This is a genomic window from Cobetia sp. BMC6 (genome assembly GCF_029991385.1).
Lineage (GTDB): Bacteria > Pseudomonadota > Gammaproteobacteria > Pseudomonadales > Halomonadaceae > Cobetia.
Map to the genome: position 1 here is coordinate 194,558 of NZ_JAKUMF010000005.1, position 13,120 is coordinate 207,677.

Annotated in this window: 14 protein-coding genes; 11 read left to right on the forward strand and 3 right to left on the reverse strand. The window is 64.9% G+C overall.

All coding sequences use genetic code 11. The features are described from left to right. Positions 1–96: 96 nt before the first annotated feature. The gene (locus tag MKZ40_RS11785; RefSeq protein ID WP_054555293.1) at positions 97–1,008 is read right to left on the reverse strand and encodes a LysR family transcriptional regulator; all 912 of its coding nucleotides are present in this window, start codon (positions 1,006–1,008) and stop codon (positions 97–99) included. A 629-nt stretch (positions 1,009–1,637) separates the two neighbouring features. On the opposite strand from MKZ40_RS11785, the gene MKZ40_RS11790 reads away from it, so the two are divergent. Together MKZ40_RS11790 and MKZ40_RS11795 are read left to right on the forward strand one after the other, a co-directional pair. Beyond that, positions 1,638–2,618 carry an MliC family protein gene (locus MKZ40_RS11790; protein WP_175089954.1) on the forward strand — a complete coding sequence of 327 codons (981 nt, stop codon included), beginning with the start codon at positions 1,638–1,640 and terminating at the stop codon, positions 2,616–2,618. A 153-nt stretch (positions 2,619–2,771) separates the two neighbouring features. Next, positions 2,772–3,401: an NAD(P)H-dependent oxidoreductase gene (locus MKZ40_RS11795; protein ID WP_175089951.1), complete on the forward strand. Its 630-nt coding sequence runs from the start codon at positions 2,772–2,774 to the stop codon at positions 3,399–3,401. A 110-nt stretch (positions 3,402–3,511) separates the two neighbouring features. On the opposite strand, the gene MKZ40_RS11800 is transcribed toward MKZ40_RS11795, so the two are convergent. Continuing rightward, on the reverse strand, positions 3,512–4,138 hold the full coding sequence (locus MKZ40_RS11800; protein WP_175089949.1) for a YigZ family protein: 627 nt from the start codon (positions 4,136–4,138) through the stop codon (positions 3,512–3,514). A 26-nt stretch (positions 4,139–4,164) separates the two neighbouring features. Continuing rightward, entirely contained in the window at positions 4,165–4,641 is a 477-nt protein-coding gene (locus tag MKZ40_RS11805; protein WP_043333703.1) for a LexA family transcriptional regulator, read from the reverse strand. Positions 4,642–5,115: 474 nt separating this feature from the next. On the opposite strand from MKZ40_RS11805, the gene ccmA reads away from it, so the two are divergent. From ccmA to ccmI, 9 genes are all read left to right on the forward strand, one after another. Beyond that, positions 5,116–5,871 (forward strand): cytochrome c biogenesis heme-transporting ATPase CcmA, encoded by a 756-nt coding sequence (gene ccmA, locus MKZ40_RS11810; RefSeq protein ID WP_175089947.1) that lies wholly within the window; start codon positions 5,116–5,118, stop codon positions 5,869–5,871. Next, a complete protein-coding gene (gene ccmB, locus MKZ40_RS11815) occupies positions 5,868–6,590 on the forward strand; it encodes a heme exporter protein CcmB (RefSeq protein ID WP_043333704.1) in 723 nt (240 codons plus the stop codon). The genes ccmA and ccmB overlap by 4 nt, the downstream gene beginning before the upstream one ends. Positions 6,591–6,755: 165 nt before the next feature. Beyond that, on the forward strand, positions 6,756–7,523 hold the full coding sequence (locus MKZ40_RS11820; protein ID WP_175090070.1) for a heme ABC transporter permease: 768 nt from the start codon (positions 6,756–6,758) through the stop codon (positions 7,521–7,523). Next, complete coding sequence (ccmD, locus tag MKZ40_RS11825) at positions 7,520–7,786, forward strand: heme exporter protein CcmD (protein ID WP_217485884.1); 267 nt, start codon at positions 7,520–7,522, stop codon at positions 7,784–7,786. Before MKZ40_RS11820 ends, ccmD begins: the two co-directional genes overlap by 4 nt. An 81-nt stretch (positions 7,787–7,867) precedes the next feature. Further along, complete coding sequence (gene ccmE / locus MKZ40_RS11830) at positions 7,868–8,374, forward strand: cytochrome c maturation protein CcmE (protein WP_175089946.1); 507 nt, start codon at positions 7,868–7,870, stop codon at positions 8,372–8,374. After that, the gene (locus tag MKZ40_RS11835) at positions 8,374–10,374 is read left to right on the forward strand and encodes a heme lyase CcmF/NrfE family subunit (protein ID WP_282627901.1); all 2,001 of its coding nucleotides are present in this window, start codon (positions 8,374–8,376) and stop codon (positions 10,372–10,374) included. The genes ccmE and MKZ40_RS11835 overlap by 1 nt, the downstream gene beginning before the upstream one ends. Continuing rightward, the gene (locus tag MKZ40_RS11840; RefSeq protein WP_175089944.1) at positions 10,371–10,949 is read left to right on the forward strand and encodes a DsbE family thiol:disulfide interchange protein; all 579 of its coding nucleotides are present in this window, start codon (positions 10,371–10,373) and stop codon (positions 10,947–10,949) included. Before MKZ40_RS11835 ends, MKZ40_RS11840 begins: the two co-directional genes overlap by 4 nt. A 53-nt stretch (positions 10,950–11,002) precedes the next feature. After that, the gene (locus MKZ40_RS11845) at positions 11,003–11,494 is read left to right on the forward strand and encodes a cytochrome c-type biogenesis protein (protein WP_175090068.1); all 492 of its coding nucleotides are present in this window, start codon (positions 11,003–11,005) and stop codon (positions 11,492–11,494) included. Next, on the forward strand, positions 11,491–12,858 hold the full coding sequence (gene ccmI / locus MKZ40_RS11850) for a c-type cytochrome biogenesis protein CcmI (RefSeq protein ID WP_175089942.1): 1,368 nt from the start codon (positions 11,491–11,493) through the stop codon (positions 12,856–12,858). Before MKZ40_RS11845 ends, ccmI begins: the two co-directional genes overlap by 4 nt. Positions 12,859–13,120: the final 262 nt, after the last annotated feature.

Consider the following 13,120-nt stretch of genomic DNA (forward strand, 5'->3'; position numbering starts at 1 on the left):
GCAGATACACGAAAGCCCCACCAATCGATGCCTTGCGGCCTGTCGAGTGATGGGGCTTTCGTGTATCCATTCCTCGTAAGCGCTGAGGCCCGGGTATCAGGCAGGCTTCACGCCACTCAGCACCTCGAATGATGTCTCACGGGCGGTACGCAGGAAGTCGTCCATCCACGGCGTGCCGAGCAGATCTTCTCTGACGGCGGCGTAGAGTGTCGCCCAGACTCCGTCGCCCAGCGACAGGCCGCGCACGTAATCGCGCGTCAGGTACTCGGCCAGCGCCCAGTTGGGGAGCGCCGTGACGCCGCGGCCGCTGGCGACCAGCTGCATCATCATCACCGTCATCTCGGCGCTGCGGATCTCGCGCGGGCTCACGTTGGCCGGTTCGAGGAACTGGGTGAAGACGTCCAGGCGATCATGCTCGACCGGATAGATGATCAAGGTCTCGTCGCACAGGTCCTGCGGCTCCACGTGGCCCTTGATGGCCAGTGCATGCTGGCGTGCCACGGCCAGCATGACCTCATAGCGGAACAGCGGAATGTACTGGATGCCGGTCATCTCCACCGGGTTGGCGGTGATGACCAGGTCCAGCTGCTCGCGGCCCAATGCCTGCAGGGGAGCGAAGCTGTGGCCCGAGGGGATATCGACTTCGATCTCCGGCCAGTGATCGCGGAAGCGGTCCACCGTCGGCATCAGCCACTGAAAACAACTATGGCACTCGATGGCCATGTGCAGCCGGCCCTGCTCGCTACCCGCCATGCGCGCAATGTCGCGCTCAGCCATGCGGAACTGAGGCAGTACCTGCTCTGCCAGCGACAACAGGCGCTGTCCGGCGCGGGTGAACTCCACGGGGCGCGTCTTGCGGATGAACAGCGGCGCGCCCAGGCGCTCCTCGAGGTCCTTCAGCTGATGGGACAGGGCGGACTGGGTAAGGTGGACACGCTCCGCGGCTTCGACCAGCGAGCCAGCATCACGCAGGGCCAGCAGGGTACGCAGATGGCGCAATTCAAGCATGATGAATGGTGCTCATGTTGAGAGGTTGAGTGAGAAAGGTACGTTGTGAACGGCAAGTTGAGACAGGCCAGTGGAGACAGGCAAGCCGAGAACGTTAAGTCGAGAACGATAAGTTGAAAGTCCTGGCACAAGCCGCGCGCGGGTCAATCACTCCCGCGTGACTGGATCAGTGGGGGAGTGGCAGCGGGATTTTCTCCCCGCCAGGCCACCATCGTGACGCGCGGCTGCCCGAGGGCGCTCATGACACTGTCTCATATTCATGGCGATTCGCGTATCACTCGGGGCGGCGGAACACGAAGAGCGCCGGAGTCAGATGCGAGGAGGGTGTCATGCAAGGCCGGCAGGGCACGCGCCTTGTACCCTCAGTGCATTCCCATCCCCACAAGCCCCACTGCGCTTGATAGACTTTGGCAGGGTGCGCCAGGAAGGCCGCCGTCTCCGCCTTGAAGTCCAGCCATGCCGCAGTGTCTCGTCGCGAGAGTCCTGCGCTGCATCTTGTCGTCCGACATGCCCAGGGAGGGTTCATCATGTCACGTCATTGCTGTCGTCTTTTTGCCATTTCCCGTGCGTTGCCCCATAGGTGGGCCGCGAGTCTCACGCCAGGGATGATCGCTGCCGGTCGAGCGGGCTTGCGGCTGTCGCCTCTGGCGGTGCCCATGCTGCTGGCGGGATGTACCTCCCTGCCGTGGAGTCAGGATGCCGCGTCAGGGACGGATGCTGGCCAGCCGCCGCTCAAGGTGCCGGCTCCCGCGCAGGACCCGGGCCCCGTGGTGCATGAGGTGGCGAAGAAGCCTGCGCCGCCCAGTGCGGAATCGCTGGGCAAGGCCGCTGCGGTGACCTTGCCCTCCAGCTTTCTGCCACCGCCCCGGGCGAGTGAGTATCAGGTGTGGCGCTGTACTCCGGCGCAGGATCTGTTGATGGCCTTCAGTGAAGGCGACGCCGAGGCGTCGCATGACTGGTTGCGGCTGTGGTCACGGCGGCATGCCTATACCCTGGAGCGGGTCGTCAGTGCCTCCGGCGAGCGCTATCAGGCCAATGCCGGTGCATCGCCGGCCGAGAAGGCGCCTGGTGATGTGAAGGCGTTGCCCGGTGAAGAGGGGCTGGAGGTGTGGTTCAAGGGTTCCGAGGCGATGCTGCAGAATGCCCGTGGCAATCTGGAATGTGTGCAGGATGATCGGCGCGTGATTCATCCGACGACGCAGAAGCCGCTGTTGGTGGCGCAGGGCAATGAGCCCGGCTGGCAGGTCAGTCTCGACAGCCAGCACAACCTGCTGACGCTGACGGCCATGCAGGGCTTGCTCGAGTCGCCGCACGAGGCGCAGGCATCCGAGCACTCTGCAGAAGCGGAGGCTGACGCTCGCTCGTCAAGTGTCCAGGTGGTGAAGCTGCCTTATCGGGTCGCCCGCGAGGCAAACGATAGCCGTGTGCTCAAGGCGCAACTCCCGGCTGGCGGCAAGCAGGGCGAGCCATTGCAGCTGGTGGTCGCGCCGGGCGCCTGCTTCGATTCCATGCAGGGCGCGCCCTATCCACTGACGGCGACCTTGACGATTGCGGGACAGGAATTGAAGGGCTGTGGCGAGGCGTTCCGCTATCAGTCGGCGGTCGAATGAGGGTGACGACTGGCTAAGTGTTCGTTTTTTTCGAATGATGTAGGCGATTTAAGTCGCTTTTCGTGTGGAATGGTTCATTTATCATGCTGTGCATGCGGATCGGGTCGAACACCGTCGACAGGATCGCGCCTCACTTTCATGGAGACCCTCCACATGTCAAAAGCTTCGCTCAATGTCCTGCTGGTGTCTGCTTCCCTGTTCGCCGACAAGGGCAATTCACGTGCGCTGGCCTCATCCTTCGTCAGTGCGCTCGAGGCCTCCGGGCAGCCATTTCAGCTGACGCATCATGATCTGGTCGAGCGTGACCTGCCGCATCTCGATGGCGCGGAAATGCAGGCCTGGATGACGCCGGCGGATGAGCGTAGCGCCGAGCAACGCAAGCTCGCCGCACTGTCCGATGGTTTTCTGGCCGAGCTGAGAGCGGCAGACCTGCTGGTCGTCGCGGCACCGCTCTACAATCTGGGCCTGCCGACGCAGATGAAGGCGTGGTTCGATCGTGTGCTGCGTGCCGGCGAGACCTTCCGCTATACCGAGAAAGGGCCGGTGGGCCTGCTGGAAGGCAAGCAGGCGCTGGTACTGGCGGCGCGTGGCGGCATGTACGCGGGCACTGAAATGGACTCCCAGACACCACATCTGAAATCCATGCTCGGGCTGATGGGGATCACGGATCAGCACTTCGTGTATGCCGAAGGCCTCAGCATGGGCGATGAGCCCAGGGCCGTCTCGCTGGCCGAGGCCAAGACTGCCATCGCCAATCAGGTGGAAGCCCTGCAGTTCCGCTGAGAGAAGTGAAAACACGAACGCCATCGCCGCCCGGACAAGGGGCGGCGATGGCGTTCGTGTTTGTGGAGAGCCAAAGGGAGGCGCTGGCGCCGGTCAGTCGCTGGTGCAGATCAGTCGCGGGAGTCGAGCACTTCCAGCGCTCCCTTGAGGCGCGCATGCAGTTCTTCCAGCGGCGGCTGGGCGCCACCTTGCGGCCAGCCCGCCGTCAACACCACGCCATCGGCACCATAGTCGCTGGCATCCACCGGCACATCGTAGCTGCTCAACCAGTGGCGAACATCGGCTTCATGGGCGAAGCCGACTTTCAGACGCCTGGGCGTGCGCGGTGTGAAGGTCGTGGTGGGCAGGTGCTCGAGCGCCTCGAGCACCGCGCGGCTGTATGCGCGCGCCAGGCCACCGGTACCCAGCTTGATGCCGCCGAAGTAGCGGATCACCACACAGGCCACCTGGCCGACGCCACTGCCTTCGAGCACCTGATACATCGGCCTGCCAGCAGTGCCGCCCGGCTCGCCATCATCGGAGAAGCCGATGGCATTCTGCTCATTGGGTGCCCCGGCGATGAACGCCGTGCAGTGATGGCGTGCGTTGGGGTGGGCGAGATGCGCCTGAGCCAGCAGCCGCGTCATGCCTTCTGGCGTCGGGGCATGGGCCAGCCAGGCGATGAAGCGGCTCTTCTCGATCTCGATGCTGTGTTCATGATGCGCCTCGGGCGCCAGTGCCGGTATCAGATAGGTCATGGCACCATCTTACCAAAGCGTCGCCCTCAGTGAGTGACGGCGTTGCCGCGCACCACGCCCATCACCATGCCCAGCACTTCGATATCGGCATTCTTGAGATAGATGGGGGCCATGCTGTCGTTGGCCGGTTGCAGGCGCACGCCGGTCTTCTCGATATACAGCTTCTTCAGCGTCACTTCCTGCTGATTGATCATCACCACGGCGGTCTCGCCGTTCTCGGCGCTTTCGCTGCGTTCGATGATGATGATGTCGCCATCATGGATATTGCAGTTGATCATCGAATGGCCGCGCACGCGCAGGGCGTAGGTATTGCGGCGCACCATGCGCGTCGGCACGGCAACCGTACCGCAGTCGGCGATGGCTTCGATGGGCATGCCGGCCGTGATGTTGCCGAGCAGCGGGATATCCATCATGTCGCTGGCGGTGATTTCCTGCCAGGCCTGGTCATTGAGCGGCAGGTTGTGAAGACGCTGAAGGTAGTGCGGAGCGTGAAGACGTGACATGAGCTATCCCCTGATGCCGTGCGGTCGGCGCGGATGGTGCGTCGGCCTGCGGTGCAGCGTGGAGGGTCGTCAGGCTGAGTTCATCTGTCGCCTGCTAGGCTCCGCGAACATGCTGACAACGCGTTGAGCCGACCCGATCAGTCTGTGCCTGCACTCGGCAGGCGTGTGATGAAGGTACTGCATGGATACTGTTTTTGTATACAGTGTCTGCATCATAGCAAGCTCTCGCGAAGTGGCAAGAGGTGAGCGGATCGACCAGCGCCAATCCAGCGAAAGTGTGTCGTATGAATGTGCACCACATGTCGCTGATATATTTCTCGAGTGCTTGACTGCCCGTCATGGCGGGGCTGCGAGGCCAGGCGATCGGCTGCTCGGTGGTCAGTGTCGACCTCAGCTCGTAGAATGGCTCGCAGTGACCCTTTGGGTCTGCTTTTGATGTCGCACTCCGCGACGGCTCAGCCGCGAGAATCCGGGATGCCCAGCCAGTCTGCCAGCGATGAAGTCTGTAGCGCGCCGCCTCTGTTGGCGGTCGTGGCGCTCGGCTGTGAGCGTGATGAGCGCTGGCTGTTCGAGGGGCTGGATCTTTCGCTGCATGCGGGAGAGATCCTGCAGGTCGAGGGCCCCAATGGCAGTGGCAAGACGACCCTGCTCAAGATTCTGTCCGGTCAGTTCCATGACTACGAGGGCGAGGTGCTGTGGCGCGGCCAGCCCACCTCGCGGGTGCGTGACGACTTTCTGGGCTCACTGCTCTATCTGGGTCACCAGCCCGGCATCAAGGGCACCCTGACCGCATTGGAAAACCTTGCCTGGTATCAGGCGCTTGGCGGTCAGCCGCAGGCAAAGTCAGAGGCCCGCAGCGAGCTCGCCTGGGCGGCGCTGGACGCCGTGGGGCTGGCCGGTTTCGAGGATGTGCCTGCCCAGCAGCTGTCCGCGGGTCAGCAGCGACGTATCGCGCTGGCGCGGCTGCATCTGACGCCACGCCGGTTGTGGGTGCTCGATGAGCCCTTCACCGCCATCGATAGCGACGGCGTTCAGGCGCTGGAAGCATTGCTGCTGGCTCACGCCCAGCGTGGGGGCAGCGTGGTGATGACGACTCATCATCGCTTCTCGCAGGCCTCGCGCTTGCGCCGCCTGTGCCTGGGCGCGCAGGAAGGGGAGAAGGCCGAACAGGGTTCAGAGCAGGGCATGGGCGGGAAAGACACAGCCTCGATACAAGGCGCCTCGGCATGAACCATGAGCTGCTGACGGCACTGCCCGAGGCCCCGCCCACCAGCTCGCTGGCCGGTGCCTTCAAGGCGACCCTCGCGCGCGACCTGCGTCAGGCGCTGCGCCGACGCAGTGAGCTGATCAACCCCCTGGTGTTCTTCGCCCTGGTGATCACGCTGTTTCCGTTGGGCATCTCCCCGGACAAGGCGCTGCTGGCGACGCTGGCGCCGGGCCTGCTGTGGGTGGCGGCATTGCTGGCGACGCTGCTGTCACTGGACGGTCTGTTCCGGCAGGATCTGGAGGACGGCAGCCTCGAGCAACTGTTGCTGACGCCGCAGCCATTGCCGTTGCTGGTGCTGGCCAAGGTGGCGGGCCACTGGCTGCTGACCGGCCTGCCGCTGGCGCTGATGGCACCCTTGCTGGGCGTGATGCTGGGGCTGCCGAGCGGCGCCTTTGGCGTGTTGATCGCCTCGCTGGCGCTGGGCAGTATGAGCCTGTCATTGATCGGCGCGATCGGTGCGGCACTCACGGTGGGGCTGCGGCGTGGCGGGGTGCTGCTCTCGCTGATCATTCTGCCGCTGTACATTCCGGTGCTGATCTTCGGTGCCGGCGCCGTACAGAGCGCCGTCAATGGCATGCCCAGCCTGGCCCATCTGGCCATTCTGGGCGCGATGCTGGCGCTGGCCCTGCTGCTGGCACCGCTCGCCATCGCCGCCGGACTCAGGCTGAGCATCAATGGCTAGCCCGATCAAGAACTGCATGACGCTGCCCGAGCATTCTCGGGCATTCGCAAGGCTCTTCATTGCCCCTGACAAGAGGCCCGTGTGACCGCCGACTCCGACTCTCCTCAAGCGCCTGCCCGCAAGGTTCGCCCCCGCAAGGGCGGGCTATGGCCGTGGCTGCATCGCATGGGCGCACCGGCGACCTTCTTCGCGGCCAGCCAGCGCTGGCTGCCGTGGCTCTGGGCCCTGGCGATCATCGCGCTGGTGGCCGGCAGTGTCTGGGGGCTGGCCTTCGCGCCCGCCGACTACCAGCAGGGCAACAGCTTCCGCATCATCTATGTGCATGTGCCGGCGGCGATTCTCGCCCAGTCGTGCTTCATGCTGCTGGCGGTGTGCGCGCTGCTCTTCCTGGTGTGGAAGATCAAGCTGGCGGACATGGTCGCCACGGCCGCCGCGCCCGTCGGTGCCCTGATGACGGCGCTGGCGCTGTTTTCCGGCTCGGTGTGGGGCATTCCCACCTGGGGCACCTGGTGGATCTGGGATGCCCGGCTGACCTCGATGCTGATCCAGCTGTTCCTGTATCTGGGCGTGATCGTGCTGCGTGGCTCCTTCGCCAGCCGTGACAGCGGTTCGCGTGCGGCCTCGATCCTGGCGCTGGTCGGCATGGTCAACATCCCGATCATCAAGTATTCGGTGGACTGGTGGAGCACACTGCATCAACCGGCCACCTTCACGCTCAGCGAAGCGCCGCCGATGCCGGCCAGCATGTGGATTCCCTTGCTGATGATGGTGATCGGCTTCTACGCCCTGTTCGGCGCGCTGGTGCTGATGCGCACGCGGGTCGAGGTGCTGAGGCGCGAGAGTCGCAAGCAGTGGGTGCGTGATCTGCTGAGTCCGTCTTCGCATGCGCGCCCCGACGCGGCGGTGGTCGCGGCAGAAGGGGATAAGCCATGAACCTGCCGGGCATCGCCTTCTCGAGTGTCAGCGAGTTCTTCGCCATGGGCGGCCATGCGCTGTATGTGTGGTCGGCCTGGGGGCTGACGGCGGCGTGTCTGGTGGGGCTGGTGATCGCCACGCGGCTGTCGCGTCGCGCGCTGGAGGCGGATATCCGTCGCCGGCTGCGCCGTGACGCTTCCCGTCATTCTTCGCACCCTGCTTCACACCGCGCTTCGCATCGTTCGTCACATCAGGCTTCGCGCCACAGCTCTCGTGATTGAACCTGTTTTCTCCCTCCCGCGGCGGTTGTCCCGCCGGCCGCGAGAGGCTTGACCGTCCCTTGCCCTGATCGAGCCCTGACCATGACTCCCAAACGCAAGCAGCGCCTGTATATCGTCACGGCCATCGTGCTGCTGGCCGCCCTCGCGGTGGGCCTGACCCTCTATGCCCTGCGTGCCAACATCAACGCCTTCTATACTCCGACGCAGATCGCCACCGGCGAAGCGCCCCAGGGGCGGCAGATCCGTGCGGGCGGCATGGTGCGTGATGGCAGTGTCAGGCGCGACAATGAGACGCTGGATGCCATCTTCACCGTCACGGATTTCGATCATGACGTGACGGTGCATTATCAGGGCATCCTGCCGGACCTGTTCCGTGAAGGGCAGGGCGTGGTGGTGATGGGCACCTTCGATGGTGAGCATCTCGAGGCCAGCGAGGTGCTGGCCAAGCATGACGAGAAGTACATGCCGCCGGAGGTGACCGATGCACTCAAGGCCTCCGGGCGTGATGTGTCTGGTAACAGGACGGGCAACCTGACCAGCGACAGCAGCGCTGCCAAGGCCGCGCTCGATCCGCAGGAGACCCCGTGATGGTGACGCAACTGTTGCCGGAAATCGGCCACTTCGCGCTGATTCTGGGCGCCTGTCTGGCCTGTGTGCAGGCGGTCGTGCCGCTGGCGGGGGCCAGTACGCGCCGTCCGCTGTGGATGAGCTTCGCCCAGCCGATGGCCTGGGGGCAGTTCCTGTTCGTGCTGATCGCCTATGCCTGCCTGACCGCGAGCTTCCTGCTGGATGATTTCAGCGTCGCCTACATCGCCAACAACTCCAACAGCCAGCTGCCGTGGTACTTCAAGTTCAGCGCCGTATGGGGCAGTCATGAAGGCTCGGTGTTGTTGTGGAGCCTGATACTGGCCGGCTGGGGCTTTGCCGTCTCGCTGGGCGCGCGCCATCTACCGCGCGACATGCTGGCACGGGTGCTGGGCATCATGGGGCTGATCTCCACCGGCTTCATGGCCTTCGTGCTGCTGACCTCCAATCCCTTCGCGCGCCTGCTGCCGGACATGCCGGCTGACGGCGCGGACCTCAATCCGCTGCTGCAGGACATCGGGCTGATAATCCATCCGCCGATGCTCTACATGGGCTACGTGGGCTTCTCGGTGGCGTTCGCGTTCGCGATGGCGGCACTGATGGGCGGGCGTCTCGATGCCGCCTGGGCACGCTGGGCGCGCCCCTGGACCAACATCGCCTGGGCCTTCCTCACCGTCGGCATCGCGCTGGGCAGCTGGTGGGCCTACTACGAGCTGGGCTGGGGCGGCTGGTGGTTCTGGGACCCGGTGGAGAACGCTTCCTTGATGCCGTGGCTGGCCGGTACCGCCCTGATCCACTCGCTGGCGGTCACCGAGAAGCGCGGCGCCTTCAAGAGCTGGACGGTACTGCTGTCGATCTTCGCCTTCTCGCTGTCACTGCTGGGCACCTTCCTGGTGCGCTCCGGCGTGCTGACCTCGGTGCACGCCTTTGCCAGCGACCCCGATCGCGGGCTGTTCATTCTCGTACTGCTCGGCATCACCGTCGGTGGCTCGCTGCTGCTGTTCGCGCTGCGTGCACCGCGCGTGCGTTCGACGCTGGGCTTTCATTGGCTATCGCGGGATGCTTTCCTGCTGGTCAACAATCTCGTGCTGCTGGTGATGATGGTCACCGTGCTGCTGGGCACCCTCTATCCGCTGGTACTGGATTCGCTGGGGCTGGGCAAGATCTCGGTGGGCCCGCCGTACTTCAATGCGCTGTTCGTGCCGCTGACCACGCTGCTGTGTGCCTTCATGGGCCTCGGGCCAGCCTCGCGCTGGAAGCAGATGCCGGGGCGCGAGCTGGCGCGTCGCCTGGCGCTGGCCGGCAGCGCGGCACTCGTCATCGGCGGCCTGCTGCCGCTGACGCTGGATATCGAGTGGAGCTTCTCGGTGGCGCTCGGGCTGGTCATCGCGCTGTGGGTGGTGCTGCCGCTGCTGCGCGACCTGTGGGACAAGAGTGCCTCGAAGGCGGGTCGCTGGGCGGGGCTCAAGCGCCTCACGCCCAGCTACTGGGGCATGCAGCTGGCGCATCTGGGGCTGGCGGTGACCATCGTCGGCGTGACGCTGGTCTCCAATACCGAGGTCGCCGAGAACGTGCGCATGGTGCAGGGCAAGGAAGTCAGCGTGGGCGGCTATCAGTTCCGCATGACAGAGCTTGGTGAATATCGCGGCCCCAACTACCTGTCGGACCGCGCCACGGTGGAAGTCAGCCGTGATGGCAAGGCGGTGACGACACTGCATCCCGAGAAGCGTCTGTTCCTGGCCAGCGGCATGCCGATGACCGAGACCGCGCTCGATGCCGGCTTCACGCGTGACCTCTACGTCGCCATGGGCGAGAAGCTGGATGACGACAGCTGGGCGGTACGCATCCAGGTCAAACCCTTCGTGCGCTGGCTGTGGCTGGGCGCCCTGCTGATGGGGGCCGGCGGTGTGATCGCCGTGCTGGATCGCCGTTATCGCCGCCGTGTCGAGGCCAGCACGGCCTCTGACACCCGCTCCCTCGCCACGCAGGAGGTTCGCCCATGAATATTCGTCGTCTGGTGCTGTTCGTGCCGCTGGTGGTCGTGGTGGGGCTGGGTGCCTTCCTCTACCAGCGCCTCGATGATGACCCCTATGCACGGGACTCCGCGCTGCTGTCGCGGCCCTTCCCCGAATTCTCGCTCAGCACCTTGAGTGATCCGCAGGCGAGCCGTGATGCCTCGCTGCTCAAGGGGCAGGTCAGCCTCGTCAATGTATGGGGCGAGTGGTGCCCGACCTGCAAGCACGAGATGCCGCAGCTGCTGGATCTCGCCAGCCGCGGCGTGCACATGGTCGGCGTCGACTACAAGGACACCCGCGCCAAGGGCCGCCAGTTCCTGGAGGAATTCGGCAACCCGTTCAGCGTCAATCTGTTCGACCCCGACGGCACGCTGGGCTTTGATCTCGGCGTCTATGGGGCACCGGAAACCTTCCTGGTCGATGCCGAGGGTGTGATCCGCTATCACCACACCGGCTACATCCGCCCCGAAGATGTCCGCGACGTCATCCTGCCGACGCTGGAGCGCATCGCGGAGCCCGCGACTGATGCTGCGAGCATGACCGATGAGGAGGCCAGCTCATGAAAACCGTGCTCAGGAGTTTCGCCATCCCGCTGGTGCAGGCGCTGGTGGTGCTGATGTTTCTCGCCTGGCTGTCAGCCGGCAAGGCGCATGCCGCCATCGAGATGCATCAGTTCGACAATCCGGTGCTGCAGAAGCGCTACGACAGCCTGACCGCCGCGCTGCGCTGCCCCAAGTGCCAGAACCAGGCGATCGGTGACTCGGATTCCCCCATCGCCGGTGACATGCGCCAGAACGTGGCGGACCTGCTCAAGGACGGTCGCAGTGACAGCGAGATCCAGAATTTCATGGTCGCGCGCTTCGGCGAGTACGTGCTCTACAACCCGCGCCTCGATGGGCGTACCTGGCTGCTGTGGGGCGGCCCGGCTGTCCTGATTCTGCTCGGCTTGCTGGTCGTGACCTTGATCGTGCGCGCCCGGCGGCGTGCGCGAGTGCGTGCGCTGGATGCTGATGAGCAGGCGCGCCTGTCGGCATTGCTTGCCACGCACCGCCAGTCCGGCGATGAGCAGCCCGGCGCTGGGCAACACACTGCCAAGGAGCGCTCATGATTCTGTTATGGCTGGCGATTGCCGTGCTGTTGATTCCCGCCGGCTGGCTGCTGTTGCTTCCGTTGCGGCGGGCGCGCCGCGTGCATGCCGATCAGCAGGCGTTCGAGGACAACGACAGCCTCGGCGCCGAGAACGTGCGTGTCTATCGGCGTCGACTGGCTTCGCTGGAGCGCGGCCATGCGCGCGGCGAGCTGGATGACACGGCGCTGGCGGAAGGGCGGGTCGAGCTGGAACGCAGCCTGCTGGAAGATGCCGAATCCCTGAAGCGCTCTCCGCTCAAGGCGGCCAGCAGCGGCCGCGTGCTGGTGCCCGTGTTGCTGGTGGCGATGGTGGCGGGCTCGCTCTACTGGTATCAGCGCGAAGGCGCGAGCGGGGACCTGGCGCTGGCGCAGGCGATTGCCGCCACGCCGATCCATGATGCTGCCAGTTTCGAGGCGCGCATCGCCCGGCTGCGCGCCGAGGCCGAGGCCCAGCCCGACAACGCCAAGGTGTGGATGGCGCTGTTCCCGCTCTACCGCGATGCCGGACGTCTCGATGAGGCCATGCAGTCGCTCGAGGCCTTGATCGCGCTCGAAGGCCGCGTGCCTGCGCTGATCGCGCAGCTGGCGCAGCTCAAGTTCTTCGCGGCCCAACGCACCCTGACTGATGAGGTCCAGGCACTGGTCGATGAAGTGCTGGCGGCCGATCCGCGTCAGCCGACGGTACTCGGCCTGCTCGGGATCGAGGCTTTCGATCATGCCCGCTATCCCGAGGCCATCGATTACTGGCGCAAGGCGATTGCCGGCTTCGAGAATCCCGATGCCACCAAGGCGCTGCGCGAAGGCATCAAGGCCGCTCGCCAGCGCATGGCCAGTGCCGGTGACGTCGATGCCTCGGTCGCCCTGGCCAACTCGGTCGCGCCAGATCAAGGCTCGGTGGCTCAGAGCACTGCGGCTGATCAGGACAGCAAGGAGGGCGCTGCACGTCTGACGCTCAAGGTGTCACTGGACCCGGCGCTCGAGGCGCAGCTGGCGGCGCTGCCGGTCAGTGCCGAAGCGACGACCCTGTTCATCGTGGCGCGTGACACCGAAGGCAAGCTGCCGCCGCTGGCAGTGGTGCGCACCACCGCGGACAAGCTGCCGCTGACGCTTACTCTGTCGGACGACAACGCCATGGCCCCGATGGCGCGGCTCTCGATGGCCGAGCGCGTCACGCTCGTGGCGCGCATCTCCGCTTCCGGGCAGCCGACGGCCCAGCCGGGGGATCTCGAAGGCAAGCTCGAGAATGTCATCGTCACGCGCAGTGCCGATGCCGATGACGAGAAGGGCACTGATGCATCACAGGCGCCGCTGGCACTGCGCATCGATCACCGCATCACTCAGTAAGCCGCGATTGGCCCCTGGCCCGCGCGATGACGGCTTCGTTTGTCATTGCGCCGGTTGGGGCCATCGCCGCTTTTGGGTAGACTGCGCGCTGGTTTTTCGAAAATACCCTCGATGACCGGCTGTCTCGTCGTAAGGACATGTTTACCTTGTGGCGGTGCGGGCTCCTATCGAAAGGCCTGCGACGCCGCGGTATTTCAGGTTTTCCTGCGTCAGAGCTTCTTTTTCCAGAACTTATTTCTTCAGAACTTATTTCTTCAGACCT

Excerpts from the sequence above, each read along its gene's own strand:
- MKZ40_RS11785 (WP_054555293.1), bottom strand. The coding sequence starts at position 1,008 with ATGCTTGAATTGCGCCATCTGCGTACCCTGCTGGCCCTGCGTGATGCT.
- MKZ40_RS11795 (WP_175089951.1), top strand. The coding sequence starts at position 2,772 with ATGTCAAAAGCTTCGCTCAATGTCCTGCTGGTGTCTGCTTCCCTGTTC.
- MKZ40_RS11800 (WP_175089949.1), bottom strand. The coding sequence starts at position 4,138 with ATGACCTATCTGATACCGGCACTGGCGCCCGAGGCGCATCATGAACAC.
- MKZ40_RS11805 (WP_043333703.1), bottom strand. The coding sequence starts at position 4,641 with ATGTCACGTCTTCACGCTCCGCACTACCTTCAGCGTCTTCACAACCTG.
- ccmA (WP_175089947.1), top strand. The coding sequence starts at position 5,116 with ATGCCCAGCCAGTCTGCCAGCGATGAAGTCTGTAGCGCGCCGCCTCTG.
- ccmB (WP_043333704.1), top strand. The coding sequence starts at position 5,868 with ATGAACCATGAGCTGCTGACGGCACTGCCCGAGGCCCCGCCCACCAGC.
- MKZ40_RS11820 (WP_175090070.1), top strand. The coding sequence starts at position 6,756 with ATGGGCGCACCGGCGACCTTCTTCGCGGCCAGCCAGCGCTGGCTGCCG.
- ccmD (WP_217485884.1), top strand. The coding sequence starts at position 7,520 with ATGAACCTGCCGGGCATCGCCTTCTCGAGTGTCAGCGAGTTCTTCGCC.
- ccmE (WP_175089946.1), top strand. The coding sequence starts at position 7,868 with ATGACTCCCAAACGCAAGCAGCGCCTGTATATCGTCACGGCCATCGTG.
- MKZ40_RS11835 (WP_282627901.1), top strand. The coding sequence starts at position 8,374 with ATGGTGACGCAACTGTTGCCGGAAATCGGCCACTTCGCGCTGATTCTG.
- MKZ40_RS11840 (WP_175089944.1), top strand. The coding sequence starts at position 10,371 with ATGAATATTCGTCGTCTGGTGCTGTTCGTGCCGCTGGTGGTCGTGGTG.
- MKZ40_RS11845 (WP_175090068.1), top strand. The coding sequence starts at position 11,003 with ATGTTTCTCGCCTGGCTGTCAGCCGGCAAGGCGCATGCCGCCATCGAG.
- ccmI (WP_175089942.1), top strand. The coding sequence starts at position 11,491 with ATGATTCTGTTATGGCTGGCGATTGCCGTGCTGTTGATTCCCGCCGGC.